The 24,919-nt window shown below is 39.1% G+C and carries 21 protein-coding genes and 3 rRNA genes; 20 read left to right on the top strand and 4 right to left on the bottom strand.

What is annotated here, in order from left to right; translation table 11 throughout:
• The gene (gene qoxD, locus AC4E8C_RS13940) at positions 1 to 282 is read left to right on the top strand and encodes a cytochrome aa3 quinol oxidase subunit IV (RefSeq protein ID WP_490207283.1); all 282 of its coding nucleotides are present in this window, start codon (positions 1 to 3) and stop codon (positions 280 to 282) included.
• A gap of 86 nt (positions 283 to 368) precedes the next feature.
• On the opposite strand, the gene AC4E8C_RS13935 is transcribed toward qoxD, so the two are convergent.
• Entirely contained in the window at positions 369 to 626 is a 258-nt protein-coding gene (locus AC4E8C_RS13935; RefSeq protein ID WP_490207282.1) for a hypothetical protein, read from the bottom strand.
• A 309-nt stretch (positions 627 to 935) separates the two neighbouring features.
• Between AC4E8C_RS13935 and AC4E8C_RS13930 the strand changes: the two genes are divergently transcribed.
• The 6 genes from AC4E8C_RS13930 to AC4E8C_RS13905 all read left to right on the top strand — a co-directional run bounded on the left by AC4E8C_RS13930 (position 936) and on the right by AC4E8C_RS13905 (position 5,738).
• The gene (locus AC4E8C_RS13930) at positions 936 to 2,129 is read left to right on the top strand and encodes a glucose-1-phosphate adenylyltransferase (protein ID WP_490207281.1); all 1,194 of its coding nucleotides are present in this window, start codon (positions 936 to 938) and stop codon (positions 2,127 to 2,129) included.
• Positions 2,130 to 2,299: 170 nt separating this feature from the next.
• Positions 2,300 to 3,091, top strand: coding sequence for an HAD family hydrolase (locus tag AC4E8C_RS13925; RefSeq protein WP_490207280.1), 792 nt, complete (start codon positions 2,300 to 2,302; stop codon positions 3,089 to 3,091).
• Between the two features lie 200 nt (positions 3,092 to 3,291).
• Positions 3,292 to 4,170, top strand: coding sequence for a LysR family transcriptional regulator (locus AC4E8C_RS13920; RefSeq protein ID WP_490207279.1), 879 nt, complete (start codon positions 3,292 to 3,294; stop codon positions 4,168 to 4,170).
• A 135-nt stretch (positions 4,171 to 4,305) separates the two neighbouring features.
• Positions 4,306 to 4,674 (top strand): CidA/LrgA family protein, encoded by a 369-nt coding sequence (locus tag AC4E8C_RS13915; RefSeq protein ID WP_490207278.1) that lies wholly within the window; start codon positions 4,306 to 4,308, stop codon positions 4,672 to 4,674.
• Positions 4,674 to 5,372 carry an LrgB family protein gene (locus tag AC4E8C_RS13910; RefSeq protein WP_490212561.1) on the top strand — a complete coding sequence of 233 codons (699 nt, stop codon included), beginning with the start codon at positions 4,674 to 4,676 and terminating at the stop codon, positions 5,370 to 5,372. Before AC4E8C_RS13915 ends, AC4E8C_RS13910 begins: the two co-directional genes overlap by 1 nt.
• A gap of 198 nt (positions 5,373 to 5,570) precedes the next feature.
• A complete protein-coding gene (locus tag AC4E8C_RS13905; protein WP_490207277.1) occupies positions 5,571 to 5,738 on the top strand; it encodes a hypothetical protein in 168 nt (55 codons plus the stop codon).
• Positions 5,739 to 5,825: 87 nt separating this feature from the next.
• Here the strand turns inward: AC4E8C_RS13905 and AC4E8C_RS13900 are convergent, their stop codons facing one another.
• Positions 5,826 to 6,626: an HAD family hydrolase gene (locus AC4E8C_RS13900; protein ID WP_490207276.1), complete on the bottom strand. Its 801-nt coding sequence runs from the start codon at positions 6,624 to 6,626 to the stop codon at positions 5,826 to 5,828.
• Between the two features lie 272 nt (positions 6,627 to 6,898).
• A complete protein-coding gene (locus AC4E8C_RS13895) occupies positions 6,899 to 7,345 on the bottom strand; it encodes a S1 domain-containing RNA-binding protein (RefSeq protein WP_490207275.1) in 447 nt (148 codons plus the stop codon).
• A 301-nt stretch (positions 7,346 to 7,646) separates the two neighbouring features.
• Here AC4E8C_RS13895 and AC4E8C_RS13890 point away from each other — a divergent pair, with 301 nt between their 5' ends.
• The 4 genes from AC4E8C_RS13890 to AC4E8C_RS13875 all read left to right on the top strand — a co-directional run bounded on the left by AC4E8C_RS13890 (position 7,647) and on the right by AC4E8C_RS13875 (position 9,932).
• Positions 7,647 to 7,928 carry a hypothetical protein gene (locus tag AC4E8C_RS13890; protein WP_490207274.1) on the top strand — a complete coding sequence of 94 codons (282 nt, stop codon included), beginning with the start codon at positions 7,647 to 7,649 and terminating at the stop codon, positions 7,926 to 7,928.
• A 493-nt stretch (positions 7,929 to 8,421) separates the two neighbouring features.
• Positions 8,422 to 8,556 (top strand): hypothetical protein, encoded by a 135-nt coding sequence (locus tag AC4E8C_RS13885; RefSeq protein ID WP_490207273.1) that lies wholly within the window; start codon positions 8,422 to 8,424, stop codon positions 8,554 to 8,556.
• Positions 8,557 to 8,597: 41 nt separating this feature from the next.
• Positions 8,598 to 8,744, top strand: a complete 147-nt coding sequence (locus tag AC4E8C_RS13880; protein WP_490207272.1) for a hypothetical protein — start codon at positions 8,598 to 8,600, stop codon at positions 8,742 to 8,744.
• Between the two features lie 186 nt (positions 8,745 to 8,930).
• On the top strand, positions 8,931 to 9,932 hold the full coding sequence (locus AC4E8C_RS13875; protein ID WP_490207271.1) for an LLM class flavin-dependent oxidoreductase: 1,002 nt from the start codon (positions 8,931 to 8,933) through the stop codon (positions 9,930 to 9,932).
• Positions 9,933 to 10,059: 127 nt separating this feature from the next.
• Here the strand turns inward: AC4E8C_RS13875 and serC are convergent, their stop codons facing one another.
• On the bottom strand, positions 10,060 to 11,157 hold the full coding sequence (gene serC / locus AC4E8C_RS13870) for a 3-phosphoserine/phosphohydroxythreonine transaminase (RefSeq protein WP_490207270.1): 1,098 nt from the start codon (positions 11,155 to 11,157) through the stop codon (positions 10,060 to 10,062).
• 208 nt (positions 11,158 to 11,365) lie between these two features.
• Here serC and AC4E8C_RS13865 point away from each other — a divergent pair, with 208 nt between their 5' ends.
• The 9 genes from AC4E8C_RS13865 to AC4E8C_RS13825 all read left to right on the top strand — a co-directional run bounded on the left by AC4E8C_RS13865 (position 11,366) and on the right by AC4E8C_RS13825 (position 24,823).
• Positions 11,366 to 11,848, top strand: coding sequence for a redoxin domain-containing protein (locus tag AC4E8C_RS13865; protein ID WP_490207269.1), 483 nt, complete (start codon positions 11,366 to 11,368; stop codon positions 11,846 to 11,848).
• A gap of 580 nt (positions 11,849 to 12,428) precedes the next feature.
• Positions 12,429 to 13,978 (top strand): 16S ribosomal RNA (locus AC4E8C_RS13860).
• A gap of 294 nt (positions 13,979 to 14,272) precedes the next feature.
• A 23S ribosomal RNA gene (locus AC4E8C_RS13855) occupies positions 14,273 to 17,210 on the top strand.
• 216 nt (positions 17,211 to 17,426) lie between these two features.
• Positions 17,427 to 17,543: ribosomal RNA gene (gene rrf / locus AC4E8C_RS13850) — 5S ribosomal RNA — on the top strand.
• Together the 16S, 23S and 5S rRNA genes form the textbook arrangement of a ribosomal RNA operon.
• Before the next feature lie 263 nt (positions 17,544 to 17,806).
• A complete protein-coding gene (locus tag AC4E8C_RS13845) occupies positions 17,807 to 18,400 on the top strand; it encodes a class I SAM-dependent methyltransferase (RefSeq protein ID WP_490207268.1) in 594 nt (197 codons plus the stop codon).
• A 178-nt stretch (positions 18,401 to 18,578) separates the two neighbouring features.
• The gene (locus tag AC4E8C_RS13840; protein WP_490207267.1) at positions 18,579 to 19,472 is read left to right on the top strand and encodes an NAD(P)-dependent oxidoreductase; all 894 of its coding nucleotides are present in this window, start codon (positions 18,579 to 18,581) and stop codon (positions 19,470 to 19,472) included.
• 101 nt (positions 19,473 to 19,573) lie between these two features.
• Entirely contained in the window at positions 19,574 to 19,807 is a 234-nt protein-coding gene (locus AC4E8C_RS13835; protein ID WP_490207266.1) for a hypothetical protein, read from the top strand.
• A gap of 445 nt (positions 19,808 to 20,252) precedes the next feature.
• A complete protein-coding gene (locus tag AC4E8C_RS13830; RefSeq protein WP_490207265.1) occupies positions 20,253 to 23,291 on the top strand; it encodes an efflux RND transporter permease subunit in 3,039 nt (1,012 codons plus the stop codon).
• Between the two features lie 320 nt (positions 23,292 to 23,611).
• A complete protein-coding gene (locus AC4E8C_RS13825) occupies positions 23,612 to 24,823 on the top strand; it encodes a threonine synthase (protein WP_490207264.1) in 1,212 nt (403 codons plus the stop codon).
• Positions 24,824 to 24,919: the final 96 nt, after the last annotated feature.

Genomic DNA, 24,919 nt, shown 5'->3' with positions numbered 1-24,919 from the left:
ATGAAAGAATTATTCCCTATGAAACAGGTTTTGGGGTTTGTCGGATCATTGCTGCTTACCGTGGTTGCTTTGGCTGTTTACTTTTTAGATATGTCATTCACAGCAGGAATGACAATTCTGCTGCTAACAGCTTTTATCCAAGCAGCTGTCCAGCTTGTTGTTTTTATGCACGCTGGAGAATCGAAAGATAAGGGAGCAATTTACGCAACCCTATACTATGCAATTATCATTGCACTCGTAACAGTCTTTGGTACTTTGTTAACAATGGTATGGAATATTTAGTTTGAGAAGGAAGGATCTTGTTTAATGCCAACGTTAAAGCAGGTTGGATAGAGGATTCTCCTCGGCGGATAATAAAAAAGGAGCGCTTATAATGGCGCTCCTTTTTTATGCTTTATTTGAGATATGGCAATCCCCTTAAATGATTTTTCCGTCATTTCTTCCGTTATTACAAAAAATACACCCATGATAAAGATAAAAACAGCTCCAATAGCCGCACCAATTCCAATACCAATTAATGGAGTGGAACCGTTTACGAAGCCAATTAAAAAGGAAATGATTCCGATCGTTAAAAATGTTCCCCCAATATACCTGACAGCATTCAGTACTTTTAATTTTGCTTCCATACTATTAAGCCTCCTTTTATATATATTATTCACTTTGTTCACAAAATTGTCAAAAACAATTTTTGAACTATGTTTACATTGTTTACCCTATCTGTCTAGAAAGCGAATCTTAAAAACTGAAATTACGACAATAATGGGCAAATTTAATTCTTTTCAGCTTTTTAGTGTCGATAAAATCCTAAGTTCATTTCACAAAGCTGTAACAGTTGATCTGAAAAAATGGAAAAAATCGGTGATAATAAGATTAAAAGGGAGTCGATGTTTTACAGAGGGATAGCAATAAAATCTAAAAAAATAAGGAGGAGGAAGATGAAAAAAGTAAATTGGATTGCTCTAATGTTGGCAGGCGGTAAAGGGAAAAGATTAAATCTACTAACAAAAACGGTAGTTAAGCCGGCCATGCCATTCGGTGGGAAATATCGAATCATTGATTTTGCTTTAAGTAATTGTAAAAATTCAGGTATAGAAACGGTTGGAATTTTAACGCAATATCGGCCATATTTGTTGCATGACCATCTTGGTCATTGTCATTATTGGAATGATTATCATCGCTATGGTGGACTTACCATTCTCCCCCCTTATCAGCGGAATGACTCTGGTGTAGAGTGGTATGAAGGGACATCTCATGCAGTGTTTCAAAATATTGAGTTTATCGAACAATATAACCCAGAATATGTTTTGATTCTGTCGGCTGACCAAATTTACAAAATGGATTATTCCTTAATGCTTGAGCAGCATATTAACACAATGGCGGATTGTACGATTGCTGTAGTGGAGGTTCCCTGGGAGGATGCCAGCCGTTTTGGTCTTATTAAGATGGATCCTACTTCCAATAAAATCATTGCTTTTGAAGAAAAACCAAAAAGTCCAACAACCAATCTAGCCTCTATGGGAATTTATATTTTCAAGTGGTCCGTTTTAAAAGAGTACTTGTACAAAGAAGAACAAAAGGAATTTACCAGTAGGGATTTTGGACACGATATAATTCCATCGATGATGAAGGATGGGCTACAGTTGTATGCCTATTATTTTGATAAGTATTGGCGAGATGTAGGGACTGTACACAGTTATTGGGAAGCTAATCTAGATTTATTAAACGGCGAGAAAAATATTTTTTTACAAGACCCCGATTGGAAAATTCATACCGCAGAATATAATGAGCCGCCCGTATTTTTTGATGAAGGTGCGAGGATGTCTCAAAGTATCGTAAGTGAAGGCTGTGAAATATACGGAGCCATCGAAAACTCTGTACTATTTAGTGGTGTTAAGATCGGAAAGGGAGCAAGACTTAAAAATGCTGTCATCTTACCGAAGACCATTGTGGAAGAAAATACTTGGATAGAAAATGCAGTAGTGGGGAGCCAATCCGTAATCAAGGATGGGGTGATCATTGTCTCAAAGAATCCAGAAGCACATTTAATGGTAGTCGGAAATAATGTAACGGTTGATCCTGCTTTTCAAGATTATTCTGCAAAAAATAATGTGATATCGGTTCTGTCTTAGTTAGGCAGCTGTATGATACTATATTGGGAAAAGTGTGTGAGTCGTCCATTCACACACTTTTTTGCTTACACGATATTGGGTAAAAATATTTAATTGTGAAAAATTTTGTGTTTTCAAATAATAAAATGGTAAACTATTAAAAATATATGTTGATAGAGGAGATAGGCAAAATGATTAAAGCCATTTTTTTTGACTTAGATGATACACTGCTTTGGGATCAAAAGAGTGTGAAGGAAGCCTTTGCTCTTACTTGTAAAATTGCAGAAAATCGCTATAATATTGACGCTGTTCAACTTGAAGAGGCTGTTCGAGCTGCGGCAGGAAATTTATATAGATCCTATGATTTTTACCCTTTTACACAAATGATAGGAATTAATCCGTTTGAAGGTTTATGGGGGGATTTTTCCGATGAAAATCATGAGGAATTTAAAAAAATGAAAGTAACAGTTCCTTCTTACCGAAAGGAAGCCTGGACAGCCGGTTTGAAGACACTGGGTATTGATGACCCTGATTTTGGCTATGAGCTAGCAGAACGATTTCCACAGGAGCGAAGAAAAGTGCCTTTTGTTTATGATGAAACTTTTAATATACTGAATAGGTTAAAAGACAATTTTCAGCTACTGTTATTGACAAATGGATCAACAGAACTACAAAAAACGAAACTGGAGATTACGCCAGAGCTGGTACCATATTTTGATCAAATAGTGATTTCCGGTGATTTTGGAAGAGGAAAGCCGGATCCTGCCATTTTTGAACATGCCTTGTCATTGCTGTCATTAGAAAAAGAGGAAGTTTTTATGGTTGGCGATAACTTAATGACAGATATACTAGGTGCCAACCGTGCCGGTATTAAAACCGTTTGGATCAACCGTCACAATAAAGAGAAAAATGAGGTTAATCCTACATACGAAATACAACATTTGGACCAATTATTTCAGATTTTATCAACTTTAAATCATTAGGGTTAACATCCATTTACTAGTTAAATTTTTCTTATATAAAAAAAGTAATAAGATACCTTATAAGAAGGTATAAAAAAGCCTATGTCAAAATTATTGACAAGGCCTTTTCTATTTAAATGGATGGTCAATATTCTTAACCTGAAATTAAGTTACCATAATAATATTATGTTAAGTAAATAAAAAATATAGAGGTGTTTGTTTTGGAATTAAGACAATTAAATTTATTTATGGAAGTAGCAAAGCTTAAAAGTATTACACGGGCTGCTGAGCACATGCATTTATCTCAGCCTGCTTTAAGCAAAGCCATTATGGCATTAGAAGAAGAACTAGGTATGACCCTAATTATTCGTACCAATAAGACGAGTGACTTAACAGATGCAGGAAAGGTTGTGCTCGAATATGCTCAAAAGATGAATGGTCTGTTGGATGAGCTGAAGACAACCTTAAATGACATGACAAATTTAACGAGGGGACAGATTAATATTGGACTTCCTCCATTTATTGGAAGTTTATTTTTTCCAAGAGTTATGGCGAAGTTTCATCATACCTTTCCTAACATAGAATTGAACATTACCGAGTATGGAGGTGCAAGGGTTGTCAAAAGTGTGGAGGAGGGTGAATTCGAACTAGGTGTTGCAGTACTGCCTATTGATGAACAGCTGTTTGATATCTACCCCATTGTGGAAGAAGAAATGAAGCTGTTAGTGTATAAACATCATCATTTAGCTGCAAGAAAAGAGGTAGATGTTGTGGAATTAAGAGATGAGGAGTTTATTTTCTACCATGAAGAATTCGCCCTTAATCAAATTATGAGGAATCATTTCATTACTGCTGGTTTTGAGCCCAAAATCTTATTTAAAAGCTCACAATGGGATCTTATGGCTGAAATGGTGGCGGCAAATTTGGGTATTACCATACTGCCTCAATCTATTTGTAATCGACTCTTTAACATGGATATAAGGGTTATTGATCTTAAGCAGGATATTCTGTGGAGGCTGGCTGTCCTAACAAAGAAAAATCGGTACATTTCCAATGCAGGGAGAACCTTTATTGATTTTATTTTAAAAGAACCATTATAACTTTAAGTTATGAAATTCATTCTGAATATGTATTTTACGAATATCAAAAATAAGCGTACGATTACTCTATAGTAAATTAGCGAATCCAAAAGGAGTATAGCAGCTCCTTTTTTGCATAAAGAGAGGATTTTCACAATGAAACTTGGAGTAATTGTGTTACAGGTATTATTTTTACATGTATTTCTATTTCTAGGTGCGGCACTTAAAGAGATTATCCCACTGCCGATTCCTGCCTCTATGTTCGGGTTATTCGTGCTTTTTTTAGCACTTTATTTTAAAATCGTTAAGCTGGATTGGGTGGAAAAAGGAGCGAATTGGCTATTAGCAGAATTGCTGCTTTTCTTTATACCTTCGGCAGTGGGAATTGTGAATTATGATGAAATTCTAAGTGTTCAGGGAGTGGAAATCGTTGTTTTAATTGGGCTTAGCACCATCATAGTAATGGGTATGACAGCATTGATTGCCGATAAAATAACAGGTTTGAAAAGGGGGGAACAACATTGATGATGATTCTTTTTACAATTGCAACGTATCTCATTTACCGTTTTTCCAAAATTGTCTATGTTAAAAAAAGTAATCCGTTATTTCATCCCTTATTACTCGCACCGATCTTATTAATTTTCCTTATTTTAGCCACGAATGTCTCAGCGAATCAATATCTGATTGATACCAAATGGCTAACCCATTTACTTGGACCAGCGACAGTGGCATTTGCAGTACCTATCTATAAAAACTTAGGAATGATTAAAAAATATATAGCTACCATCATGATCAGTATCACCTCTGGGACGCTTGTTGCCATATTTTCAACGTTTGGATTGTCCAAATTGCTTCACTTAAAGTATGATTTTATCATTTCCATCCTGCCTAGATCGATTACCACTCCAATTGCGATTGAAGTTTCGAAGGAAATCGGTGGGCTGCCCACATTAACAACTGTTTTTGTCATTATAACCGGTGTCATTGGGGGAATTGTTGGACCATTTGTGATGAAATGGCTCTCCATCAAAACGCCCATCGCTAAAGGCCTCGCGCTCGGTATGGGAGCCCATGGAGTTGGGACTAATAAAGCACTTGAATATGGAAAGCAGGAGGCTACCTTTTCATCATTGGCAATGATCTTTGCCGCTTTAATTACGTTAATTTGGGGGGCAATTCTAATTCCGTCATTAATGAATATGAACCTCCACCATATCTTTTAGGAGAATGATTATCACATTGATAATCATTTTTTCTTTGTCTATTTAGACGTTTTTTCCAATATAATTTCGTTATGGAAGGAATAGTAGCCGGGAAATGGAGGGACCGTTATAATAAATTTATTGATTATTAAAAAAATAAATGGGGTTTAATAGCAGAGTGAATTTGCCATTGGAACTCCATTTAGGAGGGGGAATACGATGCTCCGGAACGTAATTGTCGTTACTGACGATGAAGCAAGTGTCAAAAAGGCAATTAGAGAAGTGTTGAGATCCAAACATAGGGGGCACGAGGTGGCTCTGGATTTAACAAGAATAATAAATAAGGATCGAAAAAGAGAAATTATGAAGCTATTAACTAAATATTAAATGGAGGATGATTTAAAAAAATTTTTTATAAAAAAAGGAAAACAAGCCCCAAATTTTTCAGGATGCTCATTTTCCATCTGAACCATTTTAAATTAAATGTAAAAGATTTCGTACAGCATAGGCAAAACCATCTTCATCGTTGCTCTTTGTTACGATATCCGCTTTTTGTTGAATGTGGAGCGGGGCGTTGCCCATCGCGATGGAAGTAGTCGCTACTTCAAATTGAGCAAGGTCGTTTCCTCCGTCACCAAAAGCAATAATCTCATCAAAATGAAGATTCATGATGTCCTGATACCGTAGTATAGCCTTCCCTTTATGTGCATCGCTTGAAGTAATCTCCACATTATTTGGAAAGGAAGATGCCGTTGAGATAGCAAAATTACCTGCTAAAGCTGCGTTTACCTCTTCTATTTTTTCTAGTTGGTCAAGATGGACCAATGCGATCAGTTTATAGATTTTTAAATTTTTTTGTTCAAGAATTTCATCATAATTAAAAGTTTGGAAGAGTTCATCTAGTTCTTGTTTGCTTTTTCCGTGTAGTGGGGGCAAAGTGGAAGGAAAGCCTCCTTGATTTGTGTAAACAAGAATACCTACGTCTAATCCTTTTAAAATTGAGAAAATTTCTTTATAGGTCGAAGTGGATAACGTCGCTTCAAATAATAGTTCTTTTAATCCAGAGTATAAAACCGACCCATTAATACAAAAAATAGGAATCTCAAAATTTTGAATAGCTTTTAACTTTATTACATCTGCATACGCTCTGCCAGTATTCAGGATGAGAAAGTAGCCTTGTTCATTTAATTCCTGTAATACTTTAGCATTTTCGTCGGATATTTCATGGTGTGAGTTTAATAGTGTTCCGTCTAAATCTATTGAAATACATTTCATTATTTATTTTAAATCCTTTCCATTTGTTCATATAGAATACGATAGCAAAATTATACGGTTATATGGTTTGTCAAATTTATGAGGAAAAAGGAATCCGAATCCGAAAGAAGAAATAAAAAAAGTTTTTCATCTTCATGATGAAAAACTTACTTCATTTTACACAGTAGACAACGTGTAATCATACTTAATGGTGTCAGGCACCATTTTTAAGGCAAGCATGTTGTTAAACAAGCTTGCCTGTATTTTATGAAGATATATATATCCGCAATTAATTATCCGCGTCTTCCGCCTCGGCCGCCACGTTTTGTTTCGGTGTTGCGCTTAAGGCTAGATAAGTTCTCTTCACTTGACTTTAAGAACTTAGCCATCTTATCTTCAAAACTTTCCTTTGGTTTGAAATTTCCTTTTGAACGGAAGTCTTTGGAACGGTTATCCGTTCTTCCTTGCCTTGGGCGTTGTGAATATGAAGAAGCTTGTCCTTCAGGTTTATCAATTGCTTTTTTGATGGATAGGGCAGTTTTTCCGTCTTTCTCACTAATTACTTTCACTTCAATTACATCACCTATTTTTAGATGATCATTAACATCTTTTACATAGCTATCCGCTACCTCACTAATGTGCACTAGACCAGTTGTGCCACCGGGTAATTCCACGAATGCTCCAAAATTAGTGATTCCTGTTACTTTACCTTGTACTTTACTGCCTACTTCAACTGACATAAAAATATAGTTCCCCCTCAATAATGTTAAAGACACTTTATTATAACAAATATTTATGAAAAATAATATCTCCACATTTTCACCTGTTTTTACCATGGACTTTTGGTCCAATGAAACAAATGATTGGAAAAATATTAAACTTGACGTTTGATAAAGAATTGAAGTCTACCTTTCAAGATAATTGCAGCCATACCTGATTCTTCCTATAATCATAAACATACAAATTAAGTTTTACAGGTAATATCTACGATATAACATTCATATAATTTCCATACTCATTAATATAAGGGGAGTGAATAAATTGATAAGAAGCAAAAGTGAAGCTTCTGACTTTCTTTCCAAATTTGAAACATATGCAAAGTGGAATGGAGAAAAATTTTACCTCACTATACAAACAATTAATCCTGTCGGTACCCTTACGATATTAAAGACGGAAAGTGGAGAATTTTATTATCATAGGAAAAATGAACTTTATTGGGATCTTAAAGAAATTATGGTCGAACTAGGTATATTGACTGATATTGTATGGGTGTTTAGAACAGCAATTAATCATTCAGTAAAAAATGTTTGTGCTATTCCGTAACTCGTCTTATCAGTAAAGTATAAATTCTTTCACCCGTTAAACCTTTCCTCTAAAACTCTATATCCCCTAAAAGTCCAGTATCAAAAAGGCTGCACATAATACTCCAGATTAAATAGAATAGTTTCATTTGCAATATTATATTTCACAAGACTGTAACAAGTAAAGTCCAAAACTTGAAAAAATGTGGAAATAATAAAAATGTAATAAAAAAGCCAATAAACAGGGAGGTGAAATCGAATATTTATCATTCTTTCTCGACTAGAAAGGGGGTCAAGATTGGGCAAACAAATGATCAAAACATTTATTAAGTGAGGCAGTCACAATAGGCTGCTTCATTTTTTTAATAATACAATTTGAGTCTAAGTAAAAAAATTATGTGAGTAATGAGAAATCACATCATTGGTATAAAAATTTATGAGTCAAAGGCTAAAAGTAATCAAAGAATGAACAATTTATTGTAGTCCATAATAATAGCTAAAAGGAGGCATGCTATTTGGAACAAAAATATAATACAAACAAAGATATAAGTGCTGAGTTGAAAAAGGCCCTAAGTAAAAGTCCACCGCTCAATAATCCAAATATGAGCGAAGCAGAATATAAACTGAAATATAAAGGAAAACAGAGTTAGTTAGAAACTGCGGAAAGTCTGTTAAAGTTGGAGGTGAAAAAATGGCAGAGAAAAATCCGATAGAGTATACCGGAAAGGTTCTTGATCAAAGAAACGACTTAACGGGTCCTAATGACGGGAAGGGTACCTATCCAGAGAGGCCAAAACATGTACAGATCCAAGAACCAAACAATAATAAGCTAAAATAGTTTTAATGGTGGACTGCCGAAGAGGCAGTCCGTTTTTATCATTATAATCCTACATTCACTTTATACATATATATTGAATTTAACTGAAATGAAACTCTAAAGAGAGGCATGTCAAGCATATTTTTTTGTTTCTGCTTTACCAATTGTTACTATAGTGATACATCTTCTAACGAAAGGAAATATATTATGCCAACTACACAGATACCTGTTTCTGTCCTAAATCTGGCCCCAATCCGGGAAGGACAAGATTCTAAAGAAGCAATTGAAGCAATGGTCGAACTTGCGCAAGCAGTAGAGAAATTGGGATATCAACGATATTGGATTGCAGAGCATCATAACACACCCACGCTTGTCAGTTCAGCTACCTCCATATTAATTAAACATACATTAGAACATACCAATCATATCCATGTTGGATCTGGTGGGATTATGCTGCCCAACCATTCACCATTAGTGGTTGCTGAACAATTTGGGACTATGGCCGCCATCTATCCAAATCGGGTTGATCTTGGTCTTGGTCGTGCTCCTGGAACTGACATGATGACTGCTAATGCTTTAAGACGGTCGAAAAATGATTCTGTTTATACTTTTCCTAATGATGTTCAAGCCTTATTGACATATTTTGGTACAGAAGAACACCAGGGATATGTGAAGGCATATCCAGGGGTAGGAACAAATGTTCCAATATATATTCTTGGATCTTCAACAGATTCAGCTTATTTAGCAGCAAGTTTGGGTCTGCCTTACGTATTTGCATCCCACTTTGCACCACGGTACATGGAAGAAGCGATTTCAATTTATCGTGATCGCTTTCAACCATCAGCCTACTTGGATAAACCTTATATGATGGTTTGTTTAAATGTAATAGCAGCTGAAACCGATGAGGAAGCAGAATGGTTATCGACAACCATGCAACAATTTTTCCTAAATGTTGTTAGGGGTTCGCAAAATAAATTAAAACCGCCGGTTGAAAACATTAATGAACTTTGGAATGCAATGGAAAAGGAAATGGCATCTTCCATGTCGAGTGTGACATTTATGGGCAGTAAAGAAACCATTCGCAATCAATTTAATGCTTTTCAAGAACGCTACAATGTGGATGAAATTATGGCTGTTTCGTATATTTATGATCCTGAAAAACAAAAACAATCTTATGAAATTTTAAAAGAGGTTGTTGATGGGAAATAATAATAAAGGTCTAATTCTGAAAAGAACAGTCGTTAAAAAACTTACAGGAATTCATGTACAGTAAACGGAAAGCTACTACTATTATATAAAATGAAAATCACCCTCTTAGTTGAGGGTGATTTTCATTTTAGCTATTTTTTGACTGGAATTGTACCATGAAATCACTGAATGCCTGGCATGCCTCAAGCGGGACAGCATTGTATGCTGAAACACGGCACCCGCCAATGGATCGATGCCCATTCACTCCTACAAAACCTTCTTGTTTTGCCTGTTCTAGAAATTTCTTTTCTAATTCTTCCGTTTTTAAATTAAAGGTAATGTTCATAAGCGAACGGCTGTTTTGTTCTGCATGACCAATGTAAAAATCATTACTTGTATCGATGGCTTCATAAATTAAGGCTGCTTTTTGGTCATTCAGTTTTGAAATATTATCTAATCCACCTAGTTCACGAGCCCAGTTCAGAACTTCTCCCAACATATAAATGCCAAAAGTTGGCGGTGTGTTATATAATGAATTATTTTTCACATGGGTGCTGTACTTTAACATAGTTGGAATATTTGTATTCGCTTGATCAAGTAAATCCTTCCGTATGATGACCACTGTTACACCTGATGGACCAAGATTTTTCTGAGCACCAGCATAAATAAGGGCAAATTTGCTGACATCAATTGGCTTTGACAAAATATCACTCGACATGTCTGCAATTAACGGAACTTCTCCAGTGTCTGGATAGTCTTTCCACTGTGTGCCATAAATAGTATTGTTAGAGGTAATATGTAAATAAGTATCCGTTGGATTGTACTGTAATTGTTCAACCCTTGGAATACTGCGATAATTACCTTCTTTTGTAGAAGCAGCATGATATACATCACCGAACAGCTTTGCCTCGGAAAATGCCTTCTCTGACCAAGAGCCAGTCATAACATATCCAGACTTTTTCCCTTTTTGTAAAAAGTTCATCGGAATCATTGAAAATTGAAGACTAGCCCCGCCCTGCAAAAATAGAACTTCATAATTGTCAGGTATCGACAATAATTCCTTTAGACTACAAATAGCTTGATTATGTACCTCTTCATAGGCTTTACTGCGATGGCTTAGCTCCATAATCGACATACCCGTACCTCTAAAGTCAATCAATTCTTGTTGCGCTTTCTCTAAAACTGGATAGGGTAAAGCAGATGGACCAGCATTAAAATTATAGGTACGGTCTACTTGCAGTTTCATAATTTATCACTCCAATTTTTCTTTTCTTGACTATATCATATTTTTTAAATATTGAGATAATAAATTTGATTTTTGATTTATATAAAATTTAAGAGGACATGAAGTTATGTTTAAAATTAAGAAAAAATTACCCTGCTTATTTATAGTTAAAAGTGGAAATTATACAGAAGAAAGATATGAACATTAATATAGTTGGAAGGAGGAAAAGATGGGTATGTTATTGAAAATTGGAGATTTGACTCCCGATTTTACTTTACCATCTACAACAAAGGAAACTCTCACGTTGTCTGAATATCGCGGCAAGAAAAACATAGTCGTTGCCTTTTATGGAATGGATTTTACTTCAGGCTGAATTAAGGAAATCGCCTCTTGGAAAGAGGACTACAAACGCTTTGAACAATTAGATGCAGAAGTAATAGCGATTAGTGTGGATCATATTCACTCGCACAGAGTCTTTGAAGCAAGTATGGGAACACTTCCATACCCTTTAGTGTCTGATTGGCATAAACAAACGACCAAAAATTACGGAGTGTTTAACGAAAAAGGGGAGACAGCGATTCGGTCTGTCTTTGTGATTGATAAAGAGGGCAGCTTAACTTACCTAAACACTGAATTTATAGCTGATAAAAAGGAGGCCTATGAAGCGGTATTTATAGAACTTGAACGGTTAATGAACAATGTTCCTTCATAGCTATATCGGTTGATTAATTGCATTAATAGTCTAAAGGCCATTCTAATCTAAATGGTCTTTTTGGCTGTCAATTTATTTTATGAAAACCTGCCCCTTCATTTATCGTTTAGATTCCATTCAAACAAAGGAAATTATTTTACGAATGTAAAAGTAGTGCGAAAAAACGAAACTATAATTTTATTATGTAAACCCTATAAATTTAACTTTAATAGTTGAACAGGTCTTTTATAATGGGGAAAAGGATATAAGTAAACTAAAATACGAGAGAATTTATATTGGAGAAAATGGATCAAATTCAATGTTGCATAATATAGAAGTAAAAAAACTTGAAATAATTACAGATTGTTTGACGGCAATCCTGATGGTATGATGGTAAAGTTGCTTTTGAAAATTTAACTAGGATTTAAAAGAGTATAAATAGCATTTGACACACTGAATTTATTATGCTAGAATAATATATGTTGCTAAAAGATGATTAGTAGATTGTTCTTTGAAAACTAAACAAACAAAAACGTCAACAAACAATAATATTAGTTTCGTATGAAACTAAGCCAACGTAACAAAATGAGCTAAATCAACTTTCTCGGAGAGTTTGATCCTGGCTCAGGACGAACGCTGGCGGCGTGCCTAATACATGCAAGTCGAGCGGACTTTTAAAGGCTTGCTTTTAAAAGTTAGCGGCGGACGGGTGAGTAACACGTGGGCAACCTGCCTGTAAGACTGGGATAACATCGGGAAACCGATGCTAATACCGGATAATTCTTTTCCTCTCATGAGGAAAAGCTGAAAGTCGGTTTACGCTGACACTTACAGATGGGCCCGCGGCGCATTAGCTAGTTGGTGAGGTAACGGCTCACCAAGGCGACGATGCGTAGCCGACCTGAGAGGGTGATCGGCCACACTGGGACTGAGACACGGCCCAGACTCCTACGGGAGGCAGCAGTAGGGAATCTTCCACAATGGACGAAAGTCTGATGGAGCAACGCCGCGTGAGCGATGAAGGCCTTCGGGTCGTAAAGCTCTGTTGTTAGGGAAGAACAAGTACCGGAGTAACTGCCGGTACCTTGACGGTACCTAACCAGAAAGCCACGGCTAACTACGTGCCAGCAGCCGCGGTAATACGTAGGTGGCAAGCGTTGTCCGGAATTATTGGGCGTAAAGCGCGCGCAGGCGGTCCTTTAAGTCTGATGTGAAAGCCCACGGCTCAACCGTGGAGGGTCATTGGAAACTGGGGGACTTGAGTGCAGAAGAGGAAAGCGGAATTCCACGTGTAGCGGTGAAATGCGTAGAGATGTGGAGGAACACCAGTGGCGAAGGCGGCTTTCTGGTCTGTAACTGACGCTGAGGCGCGAAAGCGTGGGGAGCAAACAGGATTAGATACCCTGGTAGTCCACGCCGTAAACGATGAGTGCTAAGTGTTAGGGGGTTTCCGCCCCTTAGTGCTGCAGCTAACGCATTAAGCACTCCGCCTGGGGAGTACGGCCGCAAGGCTGAAACTCAAAGGAATTGACGGGGGCCCGCACAAGCGGTGGAGCATGTGGTTTAATTCGAAGCAACGCGAAGAACCTTACCAGGTCTTGACATCCTCTGACACTCCTAGAGATAGGACGTTCCCCTTCGGGGGACAGAGTGACAGGTGGTGCATGGTTGTCGTCAGCTCGTGTCGTGAGATGTTGGGTTAAGTCCCGCAACGAGCGCAACCCTTGTTCTTAGTTGCCAGCATTCAGTTGGGCACTCTAAGGAGACTGCCGGTGACAAACCGGAGGAAGGTGGGGATGACGTCAAATCATCATGCCCCTTATGACCTGGGCTACACACGTGCTACAATGGATGGTACAAAGGGCAGCAAAGCCGCGAGGCCTAGCCAATCCCATAAAACCATTCTCAGTTCGGATTGTAGGCTGCAACTCGCCTACATGAAGCCGGAATCGCTAGTAATCGCGGATCAGCATGCCGCGGTGAATACGTTCCCGGGCCTTGTACACACCGCCCGTCACACCACGAGAGTTTGTAACACCCGAAGTCGGTGGGGTAACCGCAAGGAGCCAGCCGCCTAAGGTGGGACAGATGATTGGGGTGAAGTCGTAACAAGGTAGCCGTATCGGAAGGTGCGGCTGGATCACCTCCTTTCTAAGGAATATGCAGTCCTTGTGGACTGATAAAAGTTGACCGCTATTTGTTTGTTTAGTTTTGAGAGTACAATCTCTCAATGCATTTGCTCCTGCGCCGCAGTAGCTCGAGGAAGTAATCCCTCAGCTCGTCGCAAGGCAGCATGAAGTAACGCTCTGAAGTTCATTCACGATGTGATTGAAGTCAGTAGCCTCGTTCCTTGAAAACTAGATAATCGTAAGAAGAAGCAAGAAAACATCGAGTAATCGCCATTTTAGTTTTCTCTCTTAAGTAATTAAGAGAAATAACCTTTTAGGTTAAGTTAGAAAGGGCGCACGGTGAATGCCTTGGCACTAGGAGCCGATGAAGGACGGGACTAACACCGATATGCTTCGGGGAGCTGTAAGTAAGCTTTGATCCGGAGATTTCCGAATGGGGGAACCCACTGCTCGTAATGGAGCAGTATCTTTACCTGAATACATAGGGTATTGATGGCATACCCGGGGAACTGAAACATCTAAGTACCCGGAGGAAGAGAAAGCAAACGCGATTCCCTGAGTAGCGGCGAGCGAAACGGGACATAGCCCAAACCAAGAGGCTTGCCTCTTGGGGTTGTAGGACACTCAACATGGAGTTACAAAGGAACGGGGTAAATGAAGCGATCTGGAAAGGTCCGTCATAGAAGGTAAAAACCCTGTAGTTGAAACTTCGTTCCCTCCTGAGTGGATCCTGAGTACGGCCGGACACGAGAAATCCGGTCGGAAGCAGGGAGGACCATCTCCCAAGGCTAAATACTCCCTAGTGACCGATAGTGAACCAGTACCGTGAGGGAAAGGTGAAAAGCACCCCGGAAGGGGAGTGAAATAGTTCCTGAAACCGTGTGCCTACAAGTAGTCAGAGCCCGTTCATGGGTGATGGCGTGCCTTTTGTAGAATGAACCGGCGAGTTACGATCCCATGCAAGGTTAAGTTGAAAAGACGGAGCCGCAGCGAAAGCGAGTCTGAATAGGGCGAATTGAGTATGTGGTCGTAGACCCGAAACCAGGTGATCTACCCATGTCCAGGGTGAAGTCCAGGTAACACTGGATGGAGGCCCGAACCCACGCACGTTGAAAAGTGCGGGGATGAGGTGTGGGTAGCGGAGAAATTCCAATCGAACTTGGAGATAGCTGGTTCTCTCCGAAATAGCTTTAGGGCTAGCCTCACGTAGTAAGAGTCTTGGAGGTAGAGCACTGTTTGGACTAGGGGCCCTCATCGGGTTACCGAATTCAGACAAACTCCGAATGCCAAAGACTTATCCGTGGGAGTCAGACTGCGAGTGATAAGATCCGTAGTCAAAAGGGAAACAGCCCAGACCACCAGCTAAGGTCCCAAAGTATACGTTAAGTGGAAAAGGATGTGGAGTTGCTTAGACAACCAGGATGTTGGCTTAGAAGCAGCCACCATTTAAAGAGTGCGTAATAGCTCACTGGTCGAGTGACTCTGCGCCGAAAATGTACCGGGGCTAAACGTATCACCGAAGCTGTGGATTGACACCATCAGGTGTCAGTGGTAGGAGAGCGTTCTAAGGGCGTTGAAGCTAGACCGTAAGGACTGGTGGAGCGCTTAGAAGTGAGAATGCCGGTATGAGTAGCGAAAGATGAGTGAGAATCTCATCCACCGAATGCCTAAGGTTTCCTGAGGAAGGCTCGTCCGCTCAGGGTTAGTCGGGACCTAAGCCGAGGCCGAAAGGCGTAGGCGATGGACAACAGGTTGATATTCCTGTACCACCTCTTTATCGTTTGAGTGATGGGGGGACGCAGGAGGATAGGGTAAGCGCGGCGTTGGAATGCCGCGTCTAAGCAGTTAGGCTGGTGAATAGGAAAATCCGTTCACCGTGAAGGCTGAGCTGTGACAGCGAGGGAAATTTAGTACCGAAGTTCCTGATTCCACACTGCCAAGAAAAGCCTCTAGCGAGATAAAAGGTGCCCGTACCGCAAACCGACACAGGTAGGCGAGGAGAGAATCCTAAGGTGAGCGAGAGAACTCTCGTTAAGGAACTCGGCAAAATGACCCCGTAACTTCGGGAGAAGGGGTGCTCTTTGAGGTTCATAGCCTCGAAGAGCCGCAGTGAATAGGCCCAGGCGACTGTTTAGCAAAAACACAGGTCTCTGCGAAGCCGCAAGGCGAAGTATAGGGGCTGACGCCTGCCCGGTGCTGGAAGGTTAAGAGGAGGGGTTAGCGCAAGCGAAGCTCTGAATCGAAGCCCCAGTAAACGGCGGCCGTAACTATAACGGTCCTAAGGTAGCGAAATTCCTTGTCGGGTAAGTTCCGACCCGCACGAAAGGCGTAACGATCTGGGCACTGTCTCAACGAGAGACTCGGTGAAATTATAGTACCTGTGAAGATGCAGGTTACCCGCGACAGGACGGAAAGACCCCGTGGAGCTTTACTGTAGCCTGATATTGAATTTTGGTACAGCTTGTACAGGATAGGTAGGAGCCTGAGAAGCCGGAGCGCTAGCTTCGGTGGAGGCGTCGGTGGGATACTACCCTGGCTGTATTGAAATTCTAACCCGCACCCCTTATCGGGGTGGGAGACAGTGTCAGGTGGGCAGTTTGACTGGGGCGGTCGCCTCCTAAAGAGTAACGGAGGCGCCCAAAGGTTCCCTCAGAATGGTTGGAAATCATTCGTAGAGTGTAAAGGCACAAGGGAGCTTGACTGCGAGACCTACAAGTCGAGCAGGGACGAAAGTCGGGCTTAGTGATCCGGTGGTTCCGCATGGAAGGGCCATCGCTCAACGGATAAAAGCTACCCCGGGGATAACAGGCTTATCTCCCCCAAGAGTCCACATCGACGGGGAGGTTTGGCACCTCGATGTCGGCTCATCGCATCCTGGGGCTGTAGTCGGTCCCAAGGGTTGGGCTGTTCGCCCATTAAAGCGGTACGCGAGCTGGGTTCAGAACGTCGTGAGACAGTTCGGTCCCTATCCGTCGTGGGCGCAGGAAATTTGAGAGGAGCTGTCCTTAGTACGAGAGGACCGGGATGGACGCACCGCTGGTGTACCAGTTGTCTTGCCAAAGGCATCGCTGGGTAGCTATGTGCGGACGGGATAAGTGCTGAAAGCATCTAAGCATGAAGCCCCCCTCAAGATGAGATTTCCCATAGCGTCAAGCTAGTAAGAACCCTGAAAGATGATCAGGTTGATAGGTCAGAGGTGGAAGCGTGGCGACATGTGGAGCTGACTGATACTAATTGTTCGAGGACTTAACCAAGAAAAGCGGAAGCGTCCGCTTAGCAACGTATGGCCTGGAGGGCTTTGACTGAGATAAAGGAAACACGAAGAGCGATAGCGATTCGATGTTGACTTATCGTAGGGAAAAGACCGAAGGACACTAGTTGCTGGACGCTGGAGCTGGACAATGATTACTCGTTTTACAAACTTCTTCTGCATTATCTAGTTTTGAGGGAATGAACCTCTAAATAAATAGTCTGGTAATTAAGGCGAGAAGGTCACACCCGTTCCCATACCGAACACGGAAGTTAAGCTTCTCAGCGCCGATGGTAGTTGGGACACGCGTCCCTGTGAGAGTAGGACGTTGCCAGGCACAAAAAGGACAACCTGTATTAGGTTGTCTTTTTTACATTGAAAAATGAAAAAAATACATCATTAAGTTTTATGGTAATGGGATGCTGGAAAATTAAAACGTTCTTGGAAATATGAATGGAGATTGCGATATAATGATGATTAATGGAAATAAAACTATATTAAATATTAAAAAGTTGAGCGGGCAAGTTTAAAACTCTAAACTCACCCTCTTTTAAATTGGGATAATCGATAGATTCCCACAATAGTTTGGAGTTGATTAGTGTGAGCGGAGTTTTTGCTAAAGGATATGATTTTTTTATGAGTCCTTTAGAAAAAGAGCAGTTTAAAAGGATTCGAAAGGAGCTTTTGACCAAGGCAACAGGACAAGTTCTTGAAATAGGGTCTGGAACAGGGATTAATTTTCCTTTATATAATGATGTTGATAAAGTTGTTGCTACAGAGCCTAGTCTTGATATGATTGAACGTTCCCAATTAAAATATCAACAATCAGTTGTACCAATAGAAATTGTTCAGGCAAGTGCAGAGGCACTTCCATTTGTCGAAGATTCATTTGATTCCGTTGTTGCAACACTTGTTTTTTGTACGATTCCAAATCCTGAAAAGGCAGTTCAAGAATTAATTAGAGTGTGCAAACCGGGAGGAAAGATTCTCCTTTTTGAGCATGTGAAATTGGAAAACCGACTTTTGGGGTGGTTACAGGAATTTCTAACACCAACTTGGAAAAAAATTTGTGACGGCTGCTGTTTAAATAGGGATACATTGACACTTTTAAAAGGAAGTAAACTAACCATTAATGAGGTCAAAAGTTATTATAATGGTTTATTTATATATATCGAGGCATTCAATAATAAATAATTAATCATTAAATCTACCCTTTTAGCTTGGGTAATCATATTCACAAAAAATAAACCAAATCAAATTGATTTGGTTTATTTTAATGTAAACCCTTAATGATAATTTTGAAAAATACCATCTACATCGTTATGATAGAGACATAAAAATGTAAAGGTACTTTTAAAAAGGAGGTAGAGCGATGAGTAAGCAAATTGGTTTTATTGGTCTGGGTAAAATGGGACAACCTATGGTATTAAATTTAATTAAGGCTGGATTTCAGGTAAAGGTGTATAATCGGACGCCAGCAAAAGCAAATGAAGTAGTTGCGGCAGGCGCCCAACTAGTTGATAAACCATGTGATACTGCCGCTCCAGGCAATATTGTAATAACCATGGTGGCAAACGATCAAGCACTTGAAGAAATAGTATTTGGTCCTGAGGGATTTGGTGACCGGTTGGGGAAAGCTGGCATTCACTTATCAATGAGCACTGTGGCCCCGGACACATCACGAAAGTTGGCCAAATACCATCAAGAGAAAGGAAGTCACTATGTCGCCTCTCCGGTATTTGGCAGGCCAGATGCTGCAGCAGCACAAATGCTAAATATCCTTTCTTCAGGACCCAGTGAAGCCAAAGAACGTGTCAAACCAATACAAGAGTCTCTTGGACAACGTGTATTTGATCTTGGGGAAGAACCAGGTAATGCCAATGTAATAAAGCTGGGCGGGAATTTTATGATTTTGGCTGCGATGGAAGCCATGGGAGAAGCCTTTAATTTGGCAGAAAAAAGTGGGATAAACAGGGAGTTAGCAGCGGAAGTGTATGCGTCAACATTATTTAATTGTACAGTATATCAAGGTTACGGTAAGATGATAGCCAACAAGAAATTTGAACCAGCAGGTTTTAAATTATCGCTGGGACTTAAAGATTGCAACTTAGTTTTAGACGAGGCAAACGCTACAAAAACACCGATGCCTTTGGCCAATTTAGTACATAATCGTCTGTTGGCATCAGCAGCAAAAGGTCGCGAGAATCAAGACTGGTCAGCCCTAGCCCTAATTGCATTAGAAGAAGCAGGGCTTGATTATAATTGAATTTTCTAAGAACGTTATCCCTTATGAACAAAATGAGTGAATAACCAAACATAAAAAGTTTACGCTATATATTATAAAGTGTGAGAAAAGGAGTAATAAACTTGAACCAATATGAAATTACAAACATGATAATCGATGATAATTTTGCGGTTGAAGAATACGCTACAGTAGAGATTATTCACGGTTATAAAAATTATAGTGTTACTTTTAGGAAGGCAGATTTAGAAATTATTAATACCTGGTTATTTGAGGATGGAACCTCAATTCCCGCAAAATTACCAAATGAAATTATTGAATCAATTAGAGAAGACGTAAAGAAAAGAGTCTTGCTATAGACAGTTTTTTGAGTAATTAAAAAGACAGGAAATGAGCTAAAAATGACCTACAAATTGTATAGTAATTTGTAGGCTTATTTTTGTTGATATAGAGGGATTTTGATAATTATTATGGGGGAATTTGTAGTCCACATTGTATATTAAAGACTGAAAGGGTTTGCAAACCTCGTAATATGCAATCCTAAGATAGCAATAGGAACCCTTTAGAAAAAAATCGATTTATTGTTAATTAAATGTAAAATATCCCAAAATTTAGTTTACTTTGTATATTTAAACAGTTATAATTCATTTTGGTTTAGGTGATACTTTTGTACTATTTGGAAATAGCACAACCTTTTTACTACTCTTCTTTTATACTCCATTGTACTTCTTCATACTATCTAATCTACCTATCCAGATTTATGTTTACTAAAAAAATTTATGATTTATTAGGGAGGAACAAGTAATGACTTGGTTTACAAAGTGGTCTTTTCGGAATAAGGCTGCCGTATCACTTACGACTGTCCTAATCTTAGTGATGGGGATCGTCAGCTATTTTACCTTGCCAATGGAATTCTTACCAACAGCTGATAATCCTCAGGTTACGGTGGTTGTGCTTGGTCAAGGTACTGATGTTGAAACAATGACTGATACGGTGACTTCACCTATAGAGAAAGCGGTGTCCTCGGTAAAAGGGAAACGGGAAATATTTTCCACCACGGGAGATGGATTTTCCAAAGTAGATATCTTCTTTGAAGCAGAAACAGATATGAAGCAAGCTGCTGATGATGTACAAAAAACGATTGATGGTATAAAACTTCCTGACGGCACAAATAAACCAATCGTGGTACAACTGAATACAGACATGATTCCCATTGCTGACATTTCAGTAACGTTTGAGGAAGGGATCACGAAAGAAAATGTTACTCTAGCAGATGAAAAGATATTTCCTGCCTTAAAAAGTATAAAAGGCGTCGGTAGTGTAGCCATGTACGGGCGGGGAGTAAATGAAGTTTCGATTGAATTAGACCAAGAAAAGCTTCAGCAATTAAATTTACCGGCACAGGCCATACTTGGGGCATTACAAGGGCAAAACATGGCAGCTGCCGTTGGTCAGAAAACTATTGATGGAAAAACAAGTAATATTAAAGTGGTAGGAAATCTGGAAAGCCTTGACGACCTTAGGAAGTTACCAGTTTTACCTGGAGTTAAACTTGGAGACGTTGCCGAAATTCAAAAAGCACATAACGAAGGCAATATAACACATGTCGATGGAAAAGATGCATTACTTGCAATTGTCACAAAAGACAGCAATTCTAGTGCAGTGTCAATCGTGAAAGAAGTAAGAAAGACTGCTGATGAACTTTCTGAAAAATATGATAATGTCAATGTTAGTGTTTTCTATTCTACCGCTGATATGGTTGTCACTTCCGTAACTAGCATGGTAAAAGAAGTATTATTAGGTGCTTTATTTGCAACTATTGTCATTATGCTTTTTTTACGGAATATTCGTTCAACCTTTATAACTATTGTATCAATTCCACTATCATTATGCTTAACACTATTCTTATTGTCACGGTCAGGTATTACGTTAAATATTTTAACTATTGGTGGTGTGGCAGTTGCAGTTGGACGTTTAGTTGATGATAGTATCGTTGTCATTGAAAATATTTTCCGAAAAATGCAAGATGAAAAATTCTCAATTCAACTCGTGATTGATGCAACGAAAGAAGTGGCTTCAGCGATCACATCGTCCACATTGACAACAGTTGCAGTTTTCTTACCGCTGGGATTGGCGGGGGCAGGATTAAAGGATTTCTTAATGCCATTTGCGTTAACTGTTACGTATTCTTTATTATCATCACTCCTTGTAGCTTTAACTGTTGTCCCATTAATGAGTGCTGGTTTACTGAAAAACGCTAAACTACCGAAACATCATACACCAAAACGTTATGTTTCTATGTTGAAATGGTCATTGAATCATAAATGGGTCATTTTACTTACATGTGGACTGCTGTTCTTTGGATCAATTGGAGCCTATTTTGTTATGCCGAAAGGTGCTTTAGATAACTCGGATGCGGAAATGGTAATGGTTACATTGGATTATCCAAATGAAACACCAATGGAAAAAGTTCGTAAAGAGACGATGAAATTAGAAGAATTTTTATTGGCTCAAGATGGACCAAAATCAATTTATACACAATTAGGAAATAGCCCTGATGCCGCTCAATATGGAGATGTAAAATCTCCAACTACGGCTACCTATACGATTATCATGAAAAAAGATGCAAATGCTGACCATTTTATCAATAAAGTAAATGAACAGAAGAATCAGTATCCTGGTGCTGAATTACAAGCTGGTGCCGGATCGTTGACCGGTGGAAGTTCTACTTTGATTACCATTGATGTGGTAGGCGAACAAATTAAAGATATTGAGTCTGCAGCCTCCTCGATTGAAAAGGAAATGAAGGACATTATAGGTGTTGAAAAGGTAGAGACCAATCAAGAAGAGAAGAAACCGGTTTATACTTTTGAAGTAAATTCACTAGTGGCTAAACCAAGTGAAGTAACCCAACAGCTTGGTATGCTCTTAAATCGTATGCCAGTTGGAAGTGTAAAACTAGATGGTACCAATACGCCTGTTTATTTAGAACCTGTCTTGAATCCTAGTTCAACCAAAGATTTGGAAGGAATCATGATCACATCACAGCAAAAATCGGTCCCTATTACATCTGTTGCAAAACTCAATATTGAAAATAAATCAACACAAAATCTCCATAAAAATGGGGTAACTTATTTACGAGTCACTGCAACGGTTAATCCAGAGCAGCTTTCCATTGTCTCAAAAGAAATTAATAACAAAATCCATGGTACCAAGCCTGGCGAAGGATTAGATTTACCGGATAATGTGGATCTGTTTGTTGGTGGTGCATCTGTACAACAAGCAGATGATTTTACAGACCTGTTTATGACAATGGCCGTATCGATTGGAATAGTATATTTAATTATGGTCATTACATTTAAAACATTACGTGCACCGCTAGCCATTTTGTTCTCCTTACCACTTGCTGCCATTGGAGCAATCGCAGGATTATTAGTTAGCCAAATTCCAGTTGAAATAACAGCTCTTCTCGGTGCATTGATGCTAATTGGCATAGTTGTAACCAATGCTATTGTATTAATTGATCGTGTTAAGCAAAATGAAGAAAAGATGATTATGCGTGATGCTATTTTAGATGCAGCGGGTACAAGACTTCGCCCTATCCTTATGACTGCAATTGCTACCATCTGTGCCATGCTTCCATTATTATTTAAGAAAGCGGAAATGGGAAGTCTCGTCTCTCAAAGCTTAGCGATTGTTGTAATTGGTGGTTTAGCCGTGTCAACATTACTAACTTTGGTGGTAGTTCCCGTTATCTATGAATTGTTCCACTTTAAAAAATCTAAAAAACAACGGATAGCTAAAAGTAGGAACTTATTAGGGGGATCTGAAATATCAGGTTGATCATTAATAAAAAATCGTTAATGATTTAGCTAATATGAATATTGGAGAGGGGAGTTCATGTATTCAAAAATATGAGCTTCCTTTTTTTTATAAGTATAAAACCTTAAAGAACAGTTACATACCACTAGGATGGATTGCTATTTTAATATACTTCAAATTAAAGTGTATTTGAATAATCGGAATTATCGGATATAATAAAGCTATTCACACTAATGTCTTTATATAGTTGAGGGTATATGGGCGCCGCCTTGATTTACTTATTGAATTAGTAAACTATTTAACCTTAAAGTAGATAAAATATTGATTTGGAGGGCTTTTTCATGAAATTTAGCTATGTTTCCCATCTTGAGTGTCCAAAATGTCATGAAGCATATTCAGTCGATGTGGTTAATCAATTATGTCGATGCGGGTCACCGCTATTAGTTAGATATAATTTAAATGAGGTCAAAACAAATTTACAAAAAAAGGATCTCATCACTCGTAAAAATAACTTATGGAAATATCATGAGCTTCTTCCTGTGAAAGACAAGGATAATATTGTTTCACTAGACGAAGGAATGACTCCCCTAGTACATATGAAAGAATTAGGCAAGAAAGTAAACCTCCGTCAACTGTATATAAAAGATGAAGGGATCATTCCAACAGGCTCCTTTAAAACTAGGGGGGCAAGTGTTGGTATTTCTAAAGCAAAGGAACTCGGTGTGGAGCAATTGGCAATGCCGACAAATGGGAATGCTGGATCAGCATGGGCTCTATATTCAGCAAAGGCCGGCATTAAAGCCACAATAGTTATGCCTTTGGATGCACCAAACATCACTAGAAAAGAAGTGATTATTTCAGGAGCTAATTTATATTTAGTGAATGGACTAATCAGTGATGCTGGAAAAATTGTTGGAAAGTTAGTTGAGGAACAGGGTTTTTATGATGCTTCCACCTTAAAGGAACCTTATCGTATTGAAGGAAAGAAAACGATGGGCTATGAAATTATGGAGCAATTTAATTGGAAAGTACCTGATGTGATATTATATCCAACTGGCGGTGGTGTCGGGATCATCGGTATTTATAAAGCTTTGCTGGAATTAAAGGAGTTAGGCTGGATCTCTTCTGAAAAGTTTCCTAGACTTGTAGCAGTTCAAGCTGAGGGCTGTGCTCCGATTGTGAAGGCATGGGAGGAAGGTAAAAAGGAATCCGTTTTTTGGGAGAATTCCAAGACAAGCGCATTTGGAATTAATGTACCAAAAGCGCTTGGAGATTTTCTTGTTTTAGAAGCAATCTATGAAACTAATGGATGCGCTATTGCCATTTCAGAATCGGATATTTTACAAGCGCAAAAACAGGTTGCTGAATTGGAAGGGAATTTCATTTGTCCTGAGGGTGCTGCAACATTTGCCGCCGCACGCATTTTGCGTGAAAAAAACTGGATCAAAGGAGAGGAAACGGTAGTTTGCTTAAATACAGGTCAGGGCATAAAATACCCTGAGACAGTTGAGAGTGAAAATGTGCCATTGTTACAACCGAATGATGTTATTTAAATACCGTATATAACCTTATTATGCTGCTGGAAAATGGGGTCTTATGGTCTATCACACCTATCTGAATCGCTACATAGGATGAAAGCGGAGGTGATG

It is taken from the genome of Neobacillus sp. SRL179 (assembly GCF_984799095.1).
This window is presented reverse-complemented; position numbering and strand designations above follow the sequence as displayed.